Source organism: Massilia sp. GER05 (assembly GCF_052056005.1).
Classification (GTDB): Bacteria; Pseudomonadota; Gammaproteobacteria; order Burkholderiales; family Burkholderiaceae_D; genus Telluria; species Telluria orientalis.
The window spans coordinates 2,176,982-2,198,672 of the sequence record NZ_CP178858.1 but is presented as its reverse complement, the minus strand read 5'-3'; the positions used below and the strand labels follow the sequence as shown (position 1 = coordinate 2,198,672).

Here is a 21,691-nt window from a genome sequence, read left to right as displayed (position 1 = left end):
TCATGTATCCCCTCGAGTCTTTGATGTGATTAGTGCTGAAGCACGGCCGGCTTCAGCGTTCAAACAGCGAGGTCGATTCTGAAATTAACGTAGACGGAATGCCAATCAAAAAATGTAGTTTTCCAACAAATAGCGAGAAGCGCGCTTTTTATGAAGGAAATTTGAAGGCACTTGTTGTAGCAAAAATACATTCATGACGCAGCCATGGAAGGCCATCCTCCTCTGCGCCACAAACAAAATGCCCCTTGCCGCAACAACGGCAAGGGGCATGGAGACTGCATCGGAGGCTGGGCGCCCCCGACCGATTACAGCTTGTAATTGAAGCCGAACAGCATCTGGCGACCGTACTTCGTGTAGCCGCGCGGACGGTCCGTCGAACCCGAGTAGGTCTGGAACGCCGTGTCGGTCAGGTTGTTCACCTGGAACAGCACGGACAGGCCCTTGACCTGCTTGAAGTCGTAGCCGAGCTGCAGGTCGACGACGCGGTCCGGCTTCGTGAACGTCAGCTCGGTCGCGCCGCCGACGCCGCCGATCTCGGCCACGTAGTCGCTGCGGTAGCGCTGCGCCACGCGGGCCGAGAAGCCGTCGTTCTCATAGTAGGCCGTCACGTTGAACACGCGCTTCGACAGGCCCGGCAGCGGGATGCTCATGTCGCCGAAGCTCTGGTTCTTGATCGAGATCTCGCTCGTCGTGAACGCCGCGTTGGCCGTGATGCCGAAGCCCGAGAGCACCGGGGTGAACATGTCCAGCGGCACCGACGCGGCCAGTTCCAGGCCTTGCAGCTTGCCGCCGTTGCCGTTCTTCGGCTGGGTCATCGTGCCGGTATTGCTGGTCGCGCCCTGCAGCTGGTACTCGGAGAAGTCGCGCGGCTCGGTGACGGTGTAGATGTAGGACTTCAGGTCTTTATAGAAGCCCGCCACCTGCACATAACCCTTGTTGCCGAAGTATTTTTCCCACGACAGGTCGACCGCGTTCGCACGCCACGGATCCAGCTGCGCATTGCCGCCGTTGCCGTAAGGCGTACCGGTGCTCTGGTGCGTCAGGCCGACTTCACGCGACGCGTTCAACTCGTCGAGGCGCGGACGCGCCAGGGTCTTGTTGGCGCCGAAGCGGATGATCTGCTGTTCCGGCAGGCTCCAGATCAGGTTGATGCTCGGCAGGTAGTCGTTGTACTTCTTGCCGTCGGTCAGAGGCACCAGGTCGGCGAACGGCCAGGCGCGCAGCGTCTTGGCGGTCGAGCTCTGGTCGGTGTGCACGGCCTGGATGCCGACGTTGCCGCGCAGCGGCATCGACATCAGTTCGGTGTCGATGTTCAGCTTGGCGTAGCCGGTCTGGACCTTCTCGGTGATGGTCCAGTTCTTGGTCGCGCCCCACGGCACCAGCACGGCCGGCGTGTACGGACCGAAGTTCTGCGCCAGCACGGCCGGGATATCCCAGCTCAGCGTATCGGGCAGCGCGTACAGCGACTGCGAGCCGTTGACGGCACCGGCGGCGATGGCGCCCGTGCCCAGCTTGGTGAAGCCGGTCTCGAGGTGCTGCTTCTGCTTGTCGCGCTTGGACGCGTTGACACCGAATTCGATGCTGTTGAACAGCTTGCTGTCGAAGCGGTATTCGGCGCTGAGGCGGAACGAGTTCAGCTTGTCCTTCAGGTGCGGCGCGTTGACGTAGCCGTCGCCGTACTGGCCGCCGATGGCCAGCAGCGCCGGGTTGTTGTACACGCCGGTCAGGCCGATGTTCGGGATGGTGCCGTTCGCGTAGTCGAACGTCATCGTCTGGCGCGCCGCGAGGCCGGTGTTGATCTCGTCGAGTTCTTCCTTGTGGTCGGCCTGCGAGTGGCTCAGGTCCGCGACGAAGGTCCAGTCGCCCGCGATGTACTTGTTGTTCCAGCCATAGGCCGTCAGCGTGTCGTTCTGGCGGTAGTGGTTGTTGCGCACCACCGGATTGACGTTGTTGGCGGTACCGGCCGTCATGACGCCGTTGCCGTTGATGGTGCCCGGCGTGAACGAGACGTTGCCGTCGTCGGTCAGCTGCACTTCCATGCCGCGGCGGTCTTCATCGAGCTTGAAGCGCGAGTGGTACGCGTCGATCGTCGACGTGAATTCGCGGATCGGATGCCATTCCACGACGCCCATCAGGCCGTCGCGCACCTGGTTGCCGGTCTGCGCCAGCGACTTGATGCCTTTCGGAACCTTGACGGTCTTGCCCGGCACGGACGACGTATTGTCGACCCAGTCCCAGGTCTCGAATTGCTTCGACTCGTTCGGCTTGTCGGCGCGTGCGTAGCCGACCGCCACGCCGAGCGTGCGGCCCAGGAACTGGTCGACGTAGGATGCGCTGATGCGGCTGCCCTTGTCCTTCGAGCCGGTGCTGAGCTTGCCCTGGCTGTTCTTCTCGCCGCGCACGTTCAGCGTGACGACGCGCTCGCGCAGCGACAGCGGCTTGATCGTCTGCAGGTTGACCGTACCGGACAGGCCCTGGCCGACGAGCGATGCGTCCGACGTTTTATACACGGTGACGGCGTTGATCAGCTCGGACGGATACTGGTCGTACTCGACCGTGCGGTTCGCGCTCGTGCTGACCTGCTCGCGGCCGTTCAGCAGCGCGGTCGACAGGTCGCCCGACGTGCCGCGGATGCTGATCTGCTGCGCCTGGCCGTTGACGCGCTGCGCCGACAGGCCCGGCAGGCGCGCCAGCGATTCGGCGATGCTGATGTCGGGCAGCTTGCCGATGTCCTCGGCGGAGATGGTCTCGACGATGCTGGTCGCATCGCGCTTGACGGCGATCGCGTCCTCGATGCTGCGGCGGATGCCCGTGACGGTGACGGTGTTGACCGGCGCCGCCTGGACGCCGTCGGCCGCCTGCGTCTGCGCGGATGCCTGGGCGCCCGCGAGCGCCAGGAACATGGCGCAACCCACGGCGACCGGGCTCAGTTGGAATACGGGCTGACCGCCCTTCGAAATCTTCATATGTCCCCTCGACAGAATCAGTGTGCTTATAAGAGGAACGTCAGCCTTTTGCCGAAGCGTGCGCCGGCCACGGGCTCGAACGTTCGGAACCGATTCTGTATTAAAACTAGATTACATGTCAACGAGACAGAGATTTAAGTGAAGAGATTGTGGTTTTCACCCACAAAATGCACCAGAAAAAGACATTTTAGAATCAGTTCTAGTAAATACATACTTCTTATAAATGTAGTTCGGGTACAAATTTCCAGATGAAAACACTTACATCTTCGGTGCCTTGGCATACCCGTCGATGAACGCCGCATGATCGGGCATGAAATCGACGCATTGCCGGATCACGTCCGCCACGCCTTCCATGTACTCGCGGATGCCCTCTTCCGACTGCACGTCGACCAGCGGGTGATACGCTTGCGGATGGATGTTCTGCCCGACGAGCACCTGCAGCCACCCGACTTCCGTGAACAGTTCGCCGTCGACGCGGCGCAGGCGGCCGTGCGTGCGGAACAGGTCGATCTTGTCGCGCAGGGTGGCCGGAATCTCCATGCGCGCGCACTCCTGCCAGAACGCGGCGTCGTCGCGCTGGTTGGCGTAGTAGTGCAGGATGATGAAGTCGCGGATGCGCTCGTAGTGGAAGCGCGACAGGCGGTTGAACGCCTCGACGTCCGCCGCGCTGAAGCCCTGGTCCGGGAAGTAGTCCAGCAGGCGCTGGATCGAGTCCTGGATCATGTGGATGCTCGTCGATTCGATCGGCTCCAGGAAACCGCTCGACAGGCCGATCGCCACCACGTTCTTGTCCCACGCCTTCTTGCGCATGCCCGTCGTGAAGCGGATCGGGCGCGGGTCGGCGAGCGGCTTGCCGTCGAGGTTGGACAGCAGCACGTGCGCCGCCTCGTCGTCGCTGATGTGGCGGCTGCAGTAGACGTGGCCGTTGCCGATGCGGTTCTGCAGCGGGATGCGCCACTGCCAGCCCGACTTGTGGGCGGTCGCGCGCGTGTACGGCGTGAGCGCGGGCACGGATTCGCACGGCACGGCCAGGGCGCGGTCGCACGGCAGCCAATGGCTCCAGTCCTCGTAGCCCGCCTTCAGGGTCTGCTCGATCAGGAGGCCGCGGAAGCCCGAGCAGTCGATGAACAGGTCGCCCTCGATGCGCTCGCCGTTTTCCATCACGACGGCGTCCACGTGGCCGTCGTGCGCGCGCTGCGTCACGCGCACGATTTTCCCCTCGGTGCGCTCCACGCCGCGCGCTTCCGACAACTTGCGCAGGTGGCGCGCGTACAGGCCGGCGTCGAAGTGGTAGGCGTAGGTGATCTCGGCCAGCGGCGAATTGCCCAGGTCCGCGCGCGGCAGCATGAACTTGTTCGCGCGCGCGGCGGCGCGCGTGATCGAGTAATCGGCCAGGTCGCGCGCCTGGCCCAGCGCGCGCATCTTGTGCCAGTACTGCTCGAAGCCGACCATCCACAGGTCCTGGCCCAGGCGCCCGAAGCCGTGCGTGTAGCGGTCGCCCAGGCGGCCCCAGTTGACGAACTCGACGCCGAGCTTGAAGGTGCCGTTGGTGGCTTTCAAGAACTCGGCTTCGTCGATGCCGGCGACGGTATTGAAACGCTGGATCATCGGGATGGTGGCTTCGCCGACGCCCACGATGCCGATCTCGTCGGACTCGACGAGGCGGATGCGGTAGCGGCCGCGCAGCGCGGTGGCCAGGGCGGTGGCGGTCATCCAGCCGGCGGTGCCGCCGCCGACGATGACGATGGTGTTCAGATGAGGTACTTGCATGCTCGGTCTCGCGATCATGAAAAAACACCCCTGCTGACCAGGGCCGGCAGGGGTGTTTCAATTAACTGGCGGCGTCGACAGGATACCGTAGGGTGGGCGGCCCCCGCCCACGCGGACGTTTGCGCGCCGCACGCGGTACGTGGGCACGGGGTGCTCACCCTACGGACGACAGCCGGATAACGGATTGGAACTTGTACCGGATTAGAACTTGTAGCTCGCGCCCAGGCTGTACGTACGGCCGAACGTGATCTTCTCGGCGATCTCGCTCGGGTTCGCGGCGTAACGGATGAACGGCGAGTTCGTCCAGTTGTTCACCGCGGCCGTCAGCGACAGGCCTTTCAGCATCGTGTTGTCGCCGAACTCGTACGTCAGCTGGCCGTCGACCGTCGTGTTGCCACGGATGAAGGTCAGCTGGTTGTTGTCCTGGAAGTCGCTGATCTCGCCCAGGAAGTCGCTGCGGTGCTTGGCGGCGATCGACGCGCGGAAGCCATGCGCTTCGTAGTACAGGCGCAGGTTGGTCACCTGGCGCGACAGGCCCGGCAGCGGGATCGTCGCGACGCCGCCCGTGTCGATCACGGTCAGGCCCGTCGTCAGCAGGTTCACCGAGCTCAGGGTGCTCGAGTGGTTGACCTCGACGCCGAAGCCGCTCAGGTACTTCGACAACATGGCGAACGGCAGCGACGCGGTCAGCTCGATACCCTTGATGTTGCCGCCCGTGCCGTTGACCGGGGTGTTCAGGATACCGACGGTCGAACCGGCGTTCGGACCCGACGCCGGCAGCGGGGTCTTGGCGCTCAGCAGGCCGCTCGTCGCGAAGTCGACGGTCTTGGGGACGGTCAGCACGTAGGTGTCGAGCTTCTTGTAGAAGCCGGCGACGGCGACATAGCCCTTGGCACCGTTGACGGTGAAGTACTTTTCCCACGACAGGTCCAGCGCCTTCGCACGGAACGGTTCCAGGTTCGGGTTGCCCGCGCTGCCCGACAGGATCGGGCCGTCGTGGAACGACGTGTTCAGGCTCACGCCGCCGCCCGGACGCAGGTCGCTCATCTTGGTGCGCGACAGCGTCTTGCCCAGGCCGACACGGAACATCTGGTCGTACGGCAGCTCGAAGCCCAGGTTCAGGCTCGGCAGGAAGTCGTTGTACGAGTGGTGACCCCGCACGACGTAGGCCGGGCAAGCCTGCCCGGCGACGCCGGCGCACTTGCTCGTGTCGACCACGGTACCGGTCGAGCTCTGGTTCGTGTGGATGTACTGCGCGCCGATGTTGCCGCGGTAGGACAGGCCGAACAGCTCGCCTTCCAGGTTACCCATCAGGTAACCGGTCGAGACCTTCTCCGACACATCCCAGTTCTTGTCCGTCTGGATCGGCTGGTCGACCTTCGGCAGCAGCTGGTAGACCGTGCCGAGCGAACCGAGCGGGTTCCACGCGACGACCGGGATGCCCGACTGCGGCGTCACCAGGACGTCCGTACCCGGCACCGGTGCCGAGCCGTACGGGCCGGTACCGACGACCAGGTTGCCTTCGTTCTGGTCGCGGCCCTTGTTGCGGTTGGTGCGGTTGACGCCGAATTCGACGGCCGTCAGCGGACCCAGTTCCATGTCATGCTTGGCGGACAGGCGGTACGACTTGATCTCGTCGGTGGTCGTGCCCACGGCGACGTAGCCGGCCTGCGGGTTGCCGGTCAGGCCGCCACCCCAGCCCGCGTGGTCGGTCAGGACGACCTGGCCGCGGTCGGCGTAGTTCAGCGACGTCGTGTAGGTCGGCGCCAGGTTGTCCTTGCCGTTGTAGCCGGTCCAGGAGATGGTGGACAGGTTCGTCGCGTCGCCCGGCTGGCCCGCCGTCGTCTCGTAGCGGTTCGAATCGTGCGTGACCTTGGAGCCGGCGATGTCGCCGGTGACGGTCCAGCCTTCGCGGCGCAGGCGGCTGTTGATGCCCCACGAATTCAGCGTGTCGGTGACGGCTTCGATGTGGTTGCGGACGTCGCCCTTGAAGTTCGTGCAGGTGCCCGAGGTGGCCACGCCGTCGACGATGGTGGCGTTGGTCAGCACGCCGTTCGGGTCGTACGAACCGGTGCTGCCGCAGACGGAGCCTTCCAGGCCGGTCTTCTTGGTGTTGTCGGTGTTCTTCGAGTGGAACAGGTCGACGGTGGTGACGAAGTCCTTGTTCGGGCGGAACTGCAGGATGCCCATCACGCCCTTGTTGGTCTGCGGGTCGCGCTGGACGTCGGTCTTGAAGCCGTTCGGGACCTTGACGGTCTGGCCGTTGTACGTGGCCGAACCCGCGCCGCCGCCCCAGCCGTCGGCCTGGAACTGTTCGGCGCCCGTGTCGTTGAACTTCACGGCACCCAGGGCCACGCCGATCGTGCGGTTGGCGAACTGGTCGATGTAGGTCAGCGTGGAGCGGTAGCCGGTACCGGTGCCCAGGCCGTTGTTGTGCTCGCCGAAGCGCATGGCCTTGTAGCCGACGGCAACGGTGCGCTTGCCGAAGTCCAGCGGCATCACGGTGCGCTGGTCGATGGTCGAGGCGATGCCCTGGCCCATCAGGCTGGCGTCCGGCGATTTGTAGATCGTGATGGTGCCCAGCATTTCGGCCGGGTACAGGTCGAACTTGACGCCGCGGCTGTCGCCCGCCGACGCCTGCTCGCGGCCGTTCAGCAGCGTGCCGTTGAAGTCCGGCGACAAGCCGCGGACGGAGATCGCGGACGCACGGCCCGACGACTTGTCGCGCTGCGCGGTCACGCCCGGCAGGCGCGAGATCGATTCGGCCACGGTGGCATCCGGCAGCTTGCCGATGTCTTCCGCCGAGATCGCTTCGACGATGGAGTTGGAATTCTTCTTGATGGAGATGGCCGCCTCGATGCCGCGGCGGATACCGGTCACGGTCACCGTGCTGACCGGGTTGCCGTTGGCATCCGTCGCCTGGGCGGCTTGCGAGACGGTGGCGTCCTGGGCGTAGACGTTGGTGCCGAACGCCGACAGGAACACGGCGCAACCGGCGGCAACCGGGCTCAGCTTGAACACAAGTGCGCCATTGATGTTACGCGCGTGCTTGCCATTAAAAATCTTCATTTGTCCCCTCAAATCATCAGATCTCATTGTTTTTCCCGACGACGGCAGCTTGAGCCCGCTCCGGGAGCCAGAAAGCAAACGTTTATAAGTACGTACGTTCTGTCAAGGATTCTGTATTAAAACTAGATGCACTGTCAACGCGAGTTGCCTTCGATTACGGGAATGTAGGAGTTTTACGCTGAATTGACTAAAAAACGACTTTTCTCGTTGTATTCGAGCTACAGAATAAGCATACGGACATTGTAGTCGCGCTACAAATCGATTTCCGAGCACCAATTTAGGAGTGTTTTGCACCTTTTTGGGGCAAACTCGCGTAGTAGTTTTACGGAATGTTGGGATTTACCCACATTCGTGCTTGCCCGTCGCTCGCAAAACCGTGTAGCAAAACTAGAGATTCGGTGGGTAGGTTGCGTTGCTGCGCTCAAGTGTCTGTAGTATTCTCCGAGCAATAATGTAATAGGCGCATTACTCCTAGGTAACAAACCGAGTAAATCGCTGTAGTTCGACTACGCTCCGGAGACCACTTTGCGCATTCCGCCCCGCTTTGCCGTCCTGCTGCTCGGCAGCCTCTTCCTGACCGGCGCAACCGCCGCACCGGCCGTCATCGACCGCATGGACCCGCCGTTCTGGTGGACGGGCATGCGCGACCACCGCCTGCAACTGATGGTGCACGGCCCCGCCATCGCGGACCTGGAACCGGCCATCGCCTACCCCGGGGTGCGCATCGCGGCCGTCACCCGCGTGGCCAACCGCAACTACCTGTTCATCGACCTGGACATCGCCCCCGACGCGCAGCCGGGCGACGTCGCGATCGATTTCCGCGGCGCGCATCCGACCCGCCACATCTACCGCCTGCTGGCGCGGGCATCCGGCTCGGCCGGGCGCAACGGTTTCGGGAAGGCCGACGCGATCTACCAGTTGATGCCGGACCGCTTCGCCAACGGCGATCCGTCGAACGACAGCGTGCCCGCCCTCGTGGATCAACTCGACCGCAAGCTCGGCCACGGCCGCCACGGCGGCGACATCCAGGGCATCATCGACCACCTCGACTACATCGCGGGCATGGGCTTCACGCAGCTGTGGCCCACGCCCCTCGTCGAAAACGACATGCCGGCCGCGTCCTACCATGGCTATGCGGCGACGGACCACTACCGGATCGACCCGCGCTACGGCAGCAACGAGGACTACGTGCGCCTGTCGAACGAAGCGAAGAAGCACGGCATCGGCGTGATCCAGGACGTCGTGCTGTCGCACATCGGCCTGCATCACTGGTGGATGAAGGACTTGCCGACGCCGGACTGGATCAACCACAACGACGGCCGTTTCGTCGCGACGATGCACCACCGGACGGCCGTGCAGGACCCGTACGCGGCGCAGGAAGACGCCAGCAACTTCACGACCGGCTGGTTCAGCCCCGGCATGCCCGACATGAACCAGACCAACCCGTTCGTCGCCAATTACCTCATCCAGAACAGCATCTGGTGGATCGAGTACGCGGGCCTGTCCGGCCTGCGCATCGACACGTTCGGCTATTCGGACGGCGCCTTCCTCGCGCACTACACGCAGCGCGTGCTGGGCGAGTATCCGCACCTGAACATGGTGGGCGAGGAATGGAGCAAGCTGCCGCCCGTCGTCGCGCACTGGCAGCGCGCTCCCACCTCGATGCCCAGCATGATGGACTTCCCGCTGACGGAGGCGATGCGCACGGCCCTCGCCGACGGAAAGAACGAGAACGTCTTCAACGACGTGTACGAGATGCTGTCGCTGGACTATCTCTATCCGGACGCGTCGAACCTCGTGCTGTTCGAGGGGAACCACGACATGGCGCGTTTGTACAGCGTCGTCGGCGAAGACGTCGAGCGCTGGAAGATGGACCTCGCGTTCATCATGACGATGCCCCGCATCCCGCATTTCTACGTGGGCGACGAGCTCCTGATGACGAGCACCGTCGACCGGCGCGACGACAGCAGCTACCGCCGCGACTTTCCCGGCGGCTGGGCCGGCGACAAGGTCAACGCCTTCACCGGGGCCGGCCTCACGCCGCGCCAGCGCGAGGCGCAGGCGTTCGTGAAGAAGCTCGTCAACTGGCGCAAGGGCGCGGCCGTCGTGCACGACGGGAAGCTGATGCAGTACGGGCCTCAGAACAATACGTGGGTCTACTTCCGCTATGACGGGAAACCGAGCGGCAAGAAGAAGGTCATGGTCGCGTTCAATGCGAATGGGAAGGAAGCCGTGCTGCCCGCCGGGCGCTTCCATGAGATGCTGTCCGGGGTCGCGGCCGGGACCGACGTCTTGACCGGCAAGCGTTTCGACCTGGGCAAGGAAATCCGCCTGCCCGCGAAATCCGTTGTCATCCTCGAACTCTGAATCCTGCCATGATCAAGCACACCGTTCTCGCCGCCGCCCTCTTCGCCCAATCCGTCGCCGCCATCGCGGCCGAAGCCGCGCCGCTGCGCTACGACATCTATGTGCGCGGCGCCTTCAACGGCTGGGGCACGGACAACGTCCTGGTCCATCAGGGCAAAGGAATTTATCAGGCCGACATCCTCGTCAGCCCCGGCAACCACGCCTTCAAGATCGGCAGCAAGGACTGGGCCGCGGAATGGGTCGCGAATCCGGCCGCCAGCGTCAGCGTCAAGCTGGGCGACGCCTATCCGCTCGCGACGGAAGCGGGGCCGGAAGACTATCTGTTCACGAAGACGACGACCACGTTCCGCTTCCGCGTCGACGTGTCGGACCCGAAGCGCCCCGTGCTGACGGTGACGCAGGTCGAGACGCCCGCGGCCGCGGCGGCCGCCGATCCGCACGCGGGCGCGGGCGCGACGGCCACCCTGACCTTCCCCACCTGGGACGGCAAGGAAGAATCGGCGCGCTTCTCCGTGCGCGATCCGCAGGCGCCGCTGCGCAGCTATGCGCATTCGACGACGATGCAGTTGCGCGACCCGGGCCCGCAAGCGACGACGTACGAGGAAGACGCCACGCTGCCCGTCGTCCGCAGCGGCAACCTCGCGTTCGACGCGCTGTTCGCGCTGGCCGGCCACGAGATGAAGCTGGACTCCGTGAAGGAGATCCGCGACGGGAACTACAACGGCGGCGCCGCGATCCCGTGCGACTGCTTCGAGACGGGCGAGAAATGGCATTACGTGTGGACGCGCGACCTGTCGTACGCAGCCGACCTCGGTCTCGCCATGCTCGATCCGCAACGCGTGCGCAATTCGCTGCTGTTCAAACTGTCCGGCTGGCGCGCCGGTGTGCCGAAGGCGCCGCAGGTCGCGGGCACGCCCGACGGCCTGCAGATCGTGCAGGACACGGGCAGCGGCGGCAGCTGGCCCGTCAGCACGGACCGCATCACGTGGGCCTTCGCGGCCGAAGAAGTCCTCAAGACGCTGCCGGCCAGCGAGCGCGCGGCGTTCGCGGCGAAGGCGCTGCAGGCGCTGGCGAACACGATCGAGAACGACCGCATCGCCGCGTTCGACGAGACGACGGGTCTGTACACGGGCGAGGAATCGTTCCTCGACTGGCGCGACCAGACGTACGCGAAATGGATCACCGACGACCTGGCATCGATGGCCAGTTCGAAAGCGCTGTCGACCAACGTCGGCCACTACAAGGCGCTGACGCTCGCAGCACAACTGGCCCGCGAACAGGGGGATCGGGCCGACATTCGCCGCGCCACGCGCTACGAGACCTGGGCGCGCGACCTGAAGCGCGCGATCAACACGCGCCTGTGGCTCGACGACGCCGGCATGTACAGCAGCCTCACGGCCCCGCACTTCGACGGCGCGCCGCTGCACAAGTTCGACTGGCTGGGACAGTCGCTCGCGATCATCACCGGCGTCGCGGACGGCGCGCGGGCGCAGAAAATCCTCGCCAGCTATCCGCACGGCCCGATGGGCGCGCCCGTCATCTGGCCGCAGCAGCAGGACCTGCCCGTCTACCACAACCGCGCGATGTGGCCGTTCGTCACCGCGTACGGCCTGCGCGCCGCGATCGCGGGCCGCAACGTCGCGGTAGCCGATGCCGCGTACGACACGCTGATGCGGGGCGCGGCGCTGAATATGTCGAACATGGAAAACCTGGAGTGGCTGTCCGGCCAGCCGCTGCTGCTGGACGAGGCGCATCCGAACCTGATCGGCCCCGTCATCAATTCGAAGCGCCAGCTGTGGTCCGTCGGCGGCTATCTCGGCATGGTGATCCGCGGCGTGTTCGGCGTTTCCACGACACGTGAAGGCATCGAGGTGAAGCCGTTCGTCACGGCGAAGCTGCGCGGCGGCGTGTTCGCGGCGGGCGACAACATCGCGCTGTACAACCTGCGTTTGCAGGGCCGCGCCGTCAATGTGAAACTGCGGCTGCCGCCCGTGCCGGCGGCCGGCACCAGCGGTTATTACGCCGTCGAGCGCATCCTCGTCGACGGCAAGCCGGCCGGCAGCAGCATCCCGTGGAGCGCGCTGGATGCGCACAGCGACATCGAGGTCCAGCTGGGCAAGCTGGTCGACGGCACCACGGCCATCCGCCGCGTGAGCGCCGATCCGTACGCGGAAACGCCGACCGTGTTCGGCCCGCGCGAGCCGCGTATCGATGGCGTCGCGCGCGCGGGCGGGACGACGACGGTGACGATCGTGCCGGCCGACCAGCAGGCGGGCATCACGTACAACATCTACCGCGACGGCAAGCTGGTGGCGTCGAATCTCAGCGCCGGCCCATGGACCGACCGCGAGAACAGCGCCGCGGCATGCTACGCCGCCGAAGCGCAATACACGTCGTCCGGCAACCGCAGCCACCACAGCGTGCCGCGCTGCGCAGGCGCCAGCGTGGCGATCGCCGCCACCGACCCGCGCGTAGACTCCCGCGTGGCCATCGCACCGGGCAATGCGCGCTTCGCCGAAGCACATCGCGCCAACTGGGGCCAGCCGGCCGACCGCCTCGACGTGCGCGACGTGCGCGTCCCGCAAGCGGGCGACTACGCCGTGCAGGTCCGCTATCACAACGGCGCCAACCAGATCAACCTGGGCATCAGCGGTGGCGTAAAATGGCTGGCGCTCAAGGATGAGTCGGGACGCATCGTCGCCCAAGGCGTCGTGCAACTGCCGCACGCGCGCATCGAGAAGGCGAACACCCCGACCGTGTATTCGACCCCGCTGGCGGCGCGCCTGAAGGCGAACGTCGCGTACCGGATCGAGATGAGCGACTTCTACAACATGAGTTATCTGGACAGCAACCGCAGCTTCAGCGCGGCCGGCGGCGTCGACGGTCCGTCGAACCGCTTCGACATCTACGGCGTGCGGCTGCTGCGTACCAACGGAACGAAATGATGAAACGAATCGCAATCGCCGCCGCAGCGGCGGGCCTCATGCTGGCGCAGGCCCACGCCACCACCGTGCGCATCCACTACGCCGCGGGCAAGGACACGATCCAGATCCGCGCCGACAAGGGCGCCGCCGGCTGGTCGCAGGGCGTGCCCGCGAAGCCGGAAGGCGGCCCGCTGAACGTGTGGACGTTCACGTGGCCGGACGCGCTGGGCGACATCCAGATGAAGCCCACGCTGGGCGCGGACAAGGTGTCGATCGGTGGCGTCTATAAACTGGCGGCGGGCGGCACGGTCGACATCTACCCGTTCTTCGGCCCGCCGTTCGGCAAGGTGACGATCGTGAAGGATTTCGCGTCGCCGCAACTGGACAACAAGCGCGCCCTGCGCATCTATCTCCCGCCCAGCTACGGCGAGAACGCGGCGAAGCGCTACCCCGTGCTGTACATGCACGACGGCCAGAACCTGTTCGATGCGAAGACGGCATCGTACGGCGTCGAATGGGGCATCGACGAGACGGTCAACCGTCTCGTGGCGACGGGCGTGATGGACGAGGTGATCGTCGTCGGCATCGACAACACGCCGGACCGCATCCCCGAATACACGCCCTGCTGCGACCCGAAATACGGCGGGGGCAAGCTGAATGCCTACGACGCGTTCATCGTCGAGACGGTGAAGCCGTACGTCGACCGCACGTACCGCACCCTGCCCGGCAAGGAAACGACGGCGATCATGGGCTCGTCGCTGGGCGGCATCGCCTCGGTGCTGATCGCGCAGCGCCACCCGGACATCTTCTCGAAGGCGGGCGGCGTCTCCAGCTCGTTCTGGTGGAACAACGGGGCGCTGCTGGCGAAGGTGCCGGACCGCGTGCCCGTGAAGTTCTACCTCGACGCCGGCACGCGCGACGACGGCCTGGACGACACGGCGAAGATGCGCGACGCCATGCTGGCCAAGGGTTATCGCGACAACGAAGACCTGATGTTCTACAAGGCCGAGGGCGCGCGCCACAACGAGGCCTCGTGGGCCGCGCGCGTGGACAAGCCGCTGACCTGGTTCTTCCCGTGGGGTTCGACCCGGCAGTGACCGGAATCAGAATTCCATGCTGTATAAATTGCTGCCGGCGTCGCCCGGCACGAGGTGGACGAACCGTTCGTACCGCATGCCCATCTTGCGCAGCAGGCCGTTGGACGCGAGGTTGTTGGGCGACGTGATGGCCAGCACGCGCTTGAGGCCCAGCGCGGGCGCGAGCGCCAGCACGGCCATGCCGGCCTCGTACGCATAGCCGCGGCCGCAGTAACGCGCCAGGTAGGCGTAGCCGATGTCGACGCCGTCCAGCGTCTCGCGCCTGATCAGGCCGCACATGCCGATGGGCGTGCCGCTGTCCTTCAGTTCGACGACGTACAGCGAGTGGCCGCGCGTGGCCTGCATCGCGATCGGGCCGTCGAGCAGGGCCTGCACGGCATCCTCGCGCGTGCGGATGCCGCGGTCGCCGATATGCTCCAGGAAGCCGGGATCGTTGACGAGCGCAAGATAAAAGTCGGCGTCGTCGCGGTCGGCGGTGCGCAGGCGCAGGCGCGGGGTCGCGAGGATATCCACCGGCATCAGTCTTCTTCCGGCAGCGGCCAGCGCGCGGGGTCTTCCAGCAGCTTGTACATCACGTACGCATCGACATAGCCGAGCCGGCGGTGGCGGTACGCCTTCGGCAAGGTGCCGACGATGGAAAAGCCGAGCCGCTTCCACAGGTGGATCGCGGGATTGTTCGTGCTGACGACGAAGTTGAACTGCATGGCCAGGTAGCCCTTGCGGCGGGCCTCGCCGATACTGTGCTCGCCGAGCAAATGACCCACGCCGACGCCCTGCGCGTTCGGACTGACCATGTACGACGCATTGGCGACATGCGCCCCGCGTCCCACGTGGTTCGGCTGCAGCTTGTACATCCCGAGGATCCGCTCCTCGCCGCGCACCGCGACATAGGTCGACGCCTCGGGTGCGAACCAGTAATCGTAGGTGTCTTCGCGACTCGTGTCCGCGTCCTGGGCATAGGTTTCGCCCTCGGCCGCGTGCGCCTGGAAAATGGTCCACATAGCATTGAAATCAGTTTCAGTAGCGGGACGAATCTGGATATCTTTCACTGCGTGACCTGCTGGGACGTATCGAAAGCGCAAGATTCTACCTTGGGATTCGGCTGCACGGATGCCGATCCGGTAACCGGACGTAGAAAATTTCCGCTGAATAAAGGTAGGAAAGACTTCGTGCCGCCCGTTACTGCTCCGCCCGCTTCAATCGTTCCAATCGGAAATCAACCGACGCCGGCCGGCCCGGCAGGCGCAGGCTCGCGCGCGCCGGCGGCGCCTCGCTGATCACTTCGCCGGCACGCAGCACGAGCCGGCGCGCGGCGCGCAGGCGGATGGCCTCGACGGGGTCGCCCGCGTCGAGCCAGACGAGGTCCGCGCGGCAGCCCGGCGCGATGCCATAGCCCGGCAGGCCGAGGATGCGCGCGGGCGTTTCCGTGACGGCCTGGAAGCACAGTCGCATCGCGGCCTGGCCCGTCATCTGCGCGACGTGCAGGCCCATGTGCGCGACTTCCAGCATGTCGCCGGAACCGAGGCCGTACCACGGATCCATCACGCAATCGTGGCCGAACGCCACCGGCACGCCGGCCGCCAGCAATTCCGGCACGCGCGTCATGCCCCGGCGTTTCGGGTACGTGTCGTGGCGGCCCTGCAGGGTGATGTTGATGAGGGGATTCGCGATCGCGGCGACGCCGGATTCCGCCATCAGCGGCAGCAGCTTGCTCACATAATAGTTGTCCATCGAGTGCATCGACGTGAGATGCGAGCCGGCGACCCTGCCCTGCAGGCCGAGGCGCAGCGTCTCCGCGGCAAGGGTCTCGATGTGGCGCGACAAGGGATCGTCGCTTTCGTCGCAATGCATGTCGACCATCAGCCCCTGCTCCGCCGCGAATTCGCACAGCAGGCGCACGGACTCGGCGCCGTCGGCCATCGTCCGTTCGAAATGCGGGATGCCGCCGACGACTTCCACGCCCATCCGGATGGCGCGCTTGAGATTGTCGAAAGCGGTCTTGCTGCGCAGCAGGCCGTCCTGCGGGAACGCGACGAGTTGCAAATCGATGTAAGGTGCGACCTTGCGCTTGACGTCGAGCAGCGCCTCCACGGCCAGCAGGCGGTCGTCGCACACGTCGACGTGGCTGCGGATCGCCAGCAGGCCGCGCGCCACGGCCCAGTCGCAATACTGCAACGCGCGTTCGACGAGCGCCTCCTGCGCCAGTTGCGGCTTCAGCTCGCCCCACAGCGCGATACCTTCCAGCAAGGTGCCCGATTCGTTCACGCGCGGCAGGCCATAGCTGAGCGTCGCGTCCATGTGGAAATGGGCATCGACAAACGGCGGCGTCACGAGGTCGCCGCCGACGTCGATCTCGCGCGCGCCCCGTTGCGGCAAGGCGGGCTCGACGGCAGCGATGGTGCCGCCTGCGACGGCGATGTCGACCTTCCGGCCATCGGCCAGGGTGGCGTTGCGGAGAACGAGATCCATGCGCGGGGCTCCTGATGGTTGGGACCTCATCAGATTACCACGCTGATCATCTTGTCAATGATATATATCAAACCTCAATGCTGCACCGCAAGATTTCCTTGCAAAAACAACATAGAATTCCCTTTTCATCCCGCATGAACCCCTTTACACTAGACTTATTGCAGTGCGTCATAAACCGAATGGTTACAACCTGAAAGACAAGGAACCCAGATGACTTCATTCTCCGAACAGTTGTCCGCCGTCCGCAAGTCCCAATGGGAAGCACAGCTCGACGTGTTCCGGGCATTGAGCCAGCGCGCGATCGACAGCGCCGAACAGCTGATTGCGCTCAACATGAAGACCTCCCGCGCGTCGGTCGAACAAGCTACGGGAACCTTCAAGCAATTGCTCGAAATTACCAACCCGCGCGATTTCCTGGCCATCGGCACCACGGCCCAGGGCCAGTGGCAGCAATTCTTTTCCTACGGCCGCGAGCTGCTGGGCATTGCCGCCGGCACGCACGAGCGCAGCTGGAGCACGCAGCAGCCGCTGCAACTGGTGCCCGCCGCGACCGCGAACATCCCGACGTCCGTGCCCCAGTTCATGGAGCAGGCAGCCATCGCGACGGCCGATGCGGCCACCGTGAACAGCGAGATCGTCAGCGCCGCCGTCGATACCGGCTGCGCGCTGGCCGAAGCGGCGCTGGATGCAGGTGCCCAGGCCATCGGCCGCGCCGAAGAAGCGGCCGCGCCGCAGGCCGAGCCCCAGACCGAACCGCAGGCGCCCGAACCGATCACGACCACCGTGACCGAAGCGGTGTCCGCGGAACCGGAAGCGCCGGCCGCCGATCCGGTCGAAACGGCCATCGCCGACGAGGTGCCGCCCGCCAGGGCCAAGCCGCTCGCGAAAGCGCTGAACAAGGTCGCACCGAAGCCGGCCGCCGCCGAGCATCCGATCGCATCGACCGTGCCGCTGGAAGCAGGTCCGCACGTGGAACTGCCGATCGTCACGCCGACCGAGAGCACGCCGCCGCTGCGCGTCGTGACGCACGGCGGCAAGACCTCGCGCTCGCAGCGCAAGAAATAATATGGTGGGCACGTTCGCATAATGCATGCGTCACGCGTGGGCACGGGGTGCCCACCCTACCAGCAAGAGTGCGTCAAAAATAGTAAATTAGCGGGCCTTGGCCCGCTTTTTCTTTTTTCACTCACCAACAACAAGAACAGGATCTTCAATGGGTTTGGCAAAGCTGATCGGCGGCTTCGTGCGCCGGCACTGGCGTTCCTATGCGTCATCGGCGGTGATGCTGTTCGGCGTGGCCTTGTGCACCGTGCTCGTGCCGCGCAAGGTCGGCGCGATGATCGACGGCCTCGCCGCGCACCGCCTCGGCGGCCATGACCTGCTCATCCAGATCGCGCAACTGCTCGGCCTCGGCCTCGCGATCTATGGACTGCGCGTGGCGTGGCGCCTGCGCCTGTATTCCGCGTCCTACCGGCTCGGCGTGGAACTGCGCACGAAGTTGTACGACCGCCTGTCCGCGCAAGGCCCCGCCTTCTTCCAGCGCCAGCGCACGGGCGACCTGATGGCGCTCGGCACCAACGACATCGACGCCATCGAGCAGGCGGCCGGCGAAGCGATGCTGGCCGGATTCGACGGCACGCTCACGCTCGTCATGGTGCTGGGCATCATGTTCCTCGGCGTCGACTGGCGCCTGACGACGATCGCCCTGCTGCCGTTCCCGTTGATGGCGCTGGCGTTCTGGCGCATCTCGAGCCACATCCACACGGCGTCGACGGATTCGCTGAAGCGCTTCTCCGCGCTGAACGACCACGTGCAGGAGACGCTGTCCGGCGTGCGCACCCTGCGCGCCCTCGGCCTGGAACAGCGCAGCGCCGACCAGTTCGCGCAACTGGCCGCGCGCGCCGCCGACGCGAGCCTCGCCGCGCAGAAATGGGAAGCGGCGTACGAACCGGCCGTCGGCCTCACGCTCACCGCCGCCACCGGCCTCACGCTGGGCCTCGGCGGCTATCTCGTGTGGCAGGGCCAGATCACGATCGGCAGCCTCACGAGTTTTACCATGTACCTCGGCCAGCTGATCTGGCCGATGTTCGCCGCGGGCTGGGTGCTGTCGCTGATCGAGCGCGGACGCGCCGCCCTCGCGCGCCTGCAGCCGCTGCTCGATGCGCCGCTGACCGTCGACGACCGCGGGACGCTGGAGACGCTCGCGCGCGGCCCGCTCGTGCTGGACCATGTCCGCTTCCATTACAGCGACGACGCGCGCGCCGCGCTGGACGACGTCTCGCTGCGCCTGGAACCGGGCAAGACGCTGGGCCTCGTGGGCGCCACGGGCGCGGGCAAGTCCACGCTGCTGCGCGTGCTGCTGCGCCAGGCCACGCCGCAGCACGGCCGCGTGACGTGGGGCGGCCACGCACTCGACGAATACACGCTTGCCACGCTGCGCGCGCACATCAGCTGGGTGCCGCAGGAATCGTTCCTGTTCTCCGCATCGATCGCGGAAAACATCGCCCTGGGCCACCCGGGCGCATCGCGCGCGGAGATCGAACAGGCGGCGAAGATGGCCGCGATCCACGACGACATCCTCCGCTTCCCGGACGGCTACGACACGCCCGTCGGCGAGAAGGGCATCACGCTGTCGGGTGGGCAGCGCCAGCGCGTGGCGATCGCGCGCGCGCTGCTGGGCACAAGCGCCCTCCTGCTGCTCGACGACGCGCTGTCCGCCGTCGACACGGGCACGGAAACGAACATCCTCGACCATTTGAACGACGTGCGGCGCGAACGCCCGGAACTGTCGGCGATCATCGCGAGCCACCGCCTGTCGGCCGTCGTGAACGCGGACCTGATCGTCGTATTGCGCGAAGGCGGCATCGTGGAGCGCGGCACGCACGACGAACTGCTCGCCCTGGACGGCTGGTATGCCAGCCAGTGGCGCTACCAGCAACTGGAGGCCAGCCTCGATGCCATCTGAAGACGTCAAGAAGAGTGCGAACAAGAGTGTAACTGCGGCGCAGGCGCGCCAGGCGACAAGCCTGCTGCGCCGCGCCGCCCATCCGGACCGCGCCCACCTCGGCTGGGCCACGCTGTGGCTGATCCTCGCGGCCGGCCTGGAAGTGGTCGGTCCCCTGCTGGGCAAGAAGCTGATCGACGACCACCTGCTGCCGCACCACCTCGACTGGACGCGCATGGGGTGGCTGCTGGCCGGCGTCGTCGTCACGGGAATGGCCGCGTCGTGGCTGCGCTTTTTGCAGCTCGTGCGCCTGTCCGGCATGGCGATGCGCGCCGTGCAACGCCTGCGCGAATGGGTCTATGGCCACGTGCTGCGCCTGCCGATGGCGTTCTTCGACCGCGCCATCACGGGCCAGCTCGTGAGCCGCGTCACCAACGACACCGAGGCGGTGAAAACCCTGTACATCCAGGTGCTGTTCGTGATCCTCGATTCCAGCATCGTCCTCGTCGGCACGTCCATCGCGATGGCGTGGCTGGACTGGCGCCTGATGGTGATCGTGCTGGCGCTCGTGCCCGCGGTCCTGGGCATCGTGTGGCTGTACCAGCGGCTGTCCGCGCCGGCGGTCACGCGCGCGCGCGCGCTGCGCAGCGACATCAACGGCCAGATGGCGGAATCCATCGGCGGCATGAGCGTGCTGCAGGCGAACAACGCGCAGCACCGCTTCGGCCAGCGCTTCGCCCACACCAACGACCAGCACTACACGGCCCGCGTGGCCGAGCTGCGCGCCAACGCCTTCCTGCTGCGGCCCGCGCTCGATTTCCTCAACGTGGTCCTGCTGGCCGTCGTCATCTACAGCTTCGGCCAGCGCAGCATGAATGCCGTCGAAGTGGGCGTGCTGTACGCGTTCATCAGCTACATCGCGCGCGTCGTGGAACCGCTCATCCAGATCACGATGCAGTTCTCGGGCCTGCAGCAGGCCGTCGTCGCCACGGCGCGCGTGGCCGCGCTGCTCGACGAAGCGGGTGCCGCCGAGCATGCCGCCGGGCGCGTCGTGTCCGCACGCAAGCCCGTCGCGGCCGACGTCCCCGCCGTGCGCGTGCGCGACCTCTCGTTCGGCTACGTGGCGGGCCAGACCGTTCTGCACGACCTGTCATTGGACATCCCGCAGGGTGCGTTCTTCGGCATCGTCGGGCACACGGGCAGCGGCAAGTCGACGCTGCTGTCGCTGCTGCTGCGTTATTACAATGTCGAGCAAGGCACCATCACCCTGTTCGGCGAGCCGCTGGCGACGATCGGCAACGAGCGTTTCCGCGCGGAGGTCGGCCTCGTGCCGCAGGATCCGTTCCTGCTGGCGGCGTCGGCACGCGAGAACATCGACATGGGCCGCGGCCTGTCCCAGGCAGCCATCGAGGCGGCCGCGCGCGCCGCGCATGCGCACGCGTTCATCGCGCGGCTGGAACAGGGCTACGACACGCCGCTGGGCGAAGGCGGCTCGCGCCTGTCGTCCGGCCAGAAGCAGCTGATCGCGATCGCGCGCGCCCTCGCCGGCCGGCCGCGCATCCTGCTGCTGGACGAGGCCACGTCGCGCATCGACAGCCAGACGGAGCAGATCGTGCAACAGGCGCTGGACGAGTTGCGCGGCCAGGTCACGATCATCGCCATCGCGCACCGGCTGTCGACGATCCGCGACGCCGACCGCATCGTCGTGCTGAACCACGGCCGCATCAGCGAATCGGGCAGCCACGACGACCTGATGCGCATTGAAGGCGGCCTGTACCAGCGGCTGTATTTGCTGCAACAACTGAGCGTTTGACCGCGTTGTTTACCTCCTTGATATCGTTGCCGCTGCAGAAACTTTGTTAGTTAAACACTATTTTTGTGACGACGCGGCTTCTTGAATACGAAACCTGTGTCTTTTCCGCATAATCGTTCCATTAATTGATATTTCTCAATTGCAAGAGCCTATAATTGTATATGCAGATGTCCTAAATTAAGGGACCACACTTCCTCGGGAGGCATATTGGCAGGTCTATCTCGTGCAGCGCAGCACCGACGCAGCCGTGCGCTGCTGGCCCTGCTATTGCT

General features: G+C 65.5%; 12 protein-coding genes. 6 read left to right on the top strand and 6 right to left on the bottom strand.

The annotated features are described in order from the left end of the window. Positions 1-305: 305 nt before the first annotated feature. The 3 genes from ACL58G_RS09855 to ACL58G_RS09845 all read right to left on the bottom strand — a co-directional run bounded on the left by ACL58G_RS09855 (position 306) and on the right by ACL58G_RS09845 (position 7,805). A complete protein-coding gene (locus ACL58G_RS09855; protein ID WP_440966581.1) occupies positions 306-2,966 on the bottom strand; it encodes a TonB-dependent receptor in 2,661 nt (886 codons plus the stop codon). Between the two features lie 258 nt (positions 2,967-3,224). Beyond that, positions 3,225-4,736 carry a tryptophan halogenase family protein gene (locus ACL58G_RS09850; protein WP_440966580.1) on the bottom strand — a complete coding sequence of 504 codons (1,512 nt, stop codon included), beginning with the start codon at positions 4,734-4,736 and terminating at the stop codon, positions 3,225-3,227. A gap of 201 nt (positions 4,737-4,937) precedes the next feature. After that, the gene (locus tag ACL58G_RS09845) at positions 4,938-7,805 is read right to left on the bottom strand and encodes a TonB-dependent receptor (protein ID WP_440966578.1); all 2,868 of its coding nucleotides are present in this window, start codon (positions 7,803-7,805) and stop codon (positions 4,938-4,940) included. Between the two features lie 525 nt (positions 7,806-8,330). Between ACL58G_RS09845 and ACL58G_RS09840 the strand changes: the two genes are divergently transcribed. The 3 genes from ACL58G_RS09840 to ACL58G_RS09830 are packed head-to-tail and all read left to right on the top strand — an operon-like array spanning position 8,331 to position 14,193. Then, complete coding sequence (locus ACL58G_RS09840) at positions 8,331-10,172, top strand: glycoside hydrolase family 13 protein (protein WP_440966576.1); 1,842 nt, start codon at positions 8,331-8,333, stop codon at positions 10,170-10,172. Positions 10,173-10,180: 8 nt separating this feature from the next. Then, entirely contained in the window at positions 10,181-13,117 is a 2,937-nt protein-coding gene (locus tag ACL58G_RS09835; protein WP_440966575.1) for an esterase, read from the top strand. Beyond that, a complete protein-coding gene (locus ACL58G_RS09830; RefSeq protein ID WP_413382838.1) occupies positions 13,117-14,193 on the top strand; it encodes an alpha/beta hydrolase in 1,077 nt (358 codons plus the stop codon). The genes ACL58G_RS09835 and ACL58G_RS09830 overlap by 1 nt, the downstream gene beginning before the upstream one ends. A gap of 6 nt (positions 14,194-14,199) precedes the next feature. On the opposite strand, the gene ACL58G_RS09825 is transcribed toward ACL58G_RS09830, so the two are convergent. From ACL58G_RS09825 to ACL58G_RS09815, 3 genes are all read right to left on the bottom strand, one after another. Beyond that, complete coding sequence (locus ACL58G_RS09825) at positions 14,200-14,712, bottom strand: GNAT family N-acetyltransferase (protein ID WP_413337657.1); 513 nt, start codon at positions 14,710-14,712, stop codon at positions 14,200-14,202. Then, positions 14,712-15,194: a GNAT family N-acetyltransferase gene (locus ACL58G_RS09820; RefSeq protein ID WP_413337658.1), complete on the bottom strand. Its 483-nt coding sequence runs from the start codon at positions 15,192-15,194 to the stop codon at positions 14,712-14,714. The genes ACL58G_RS09825 and ACL58G_RS09820 overlap by 1 nt, the downstream gene beginning before the upstream one ends. Positions 15,195-15,372: 178 nt before the next feature. Then, the gene (locus ACL58G_RS09815) at positions 15,373-16,662 is read right to left on the bottom strand and encodes an amidohydrolase family protein (protein WP_440966572.1); all 1,290 of its coding nucleotides are present in this window, start codon (positions 16,660-16,662) and stop codon (positions 15,373-15,375) included. Between the two features lie 210 nt (positions 16,663-16,872). Here ACL58G_RS09815 and ACL58G_RS09810 point away from each other — a divergent pair, with 210 nt between their 5' ends. The 3 genes from ACL58G_RS09810 (at position 16,873) to ACL58G_RS09800 (ending at position 21,419) form a co-directional block, all read left to right on the top strand. Then, complete coding sequence (locus ACL58G_RS09810; protein ID WP_440966571.1) at positions 16,873-17,727, top strand: phasin family protein; 855 nt, start codon at positions 16,873-16,875, stop codon at positions 17,725-17,727. 148 nt (positions 17,728-17,875) lie between these two features. Then, positions 17,876-19,627, top strand: a complete 1,752-nt coding sequence (locus ACL58G_RS09805) for an ABC transporter ATP-binding protein (RefSeq protein WP_440966569.1) — start codon at positions 17,876-17,878, stop codon at positions 19,625-19,627. Further along, on the top strand, positions 19,617-21,419 hold the full coding sequence (locus ACL58G_RS09800; protein WP_440966567.1) for an ABC transporter ATP-binding protein: 1,803 nt from the start codon (positions 19,617-19,619) through the stop codon (positions 21,417-21,419). Before ACL58G_RS09805 ends, ACL58G_RS09800 begins: the two co-directional genes overlap by 11 nt. Positions 21,420-21,691: the final 272 nt, after the last annotated feature.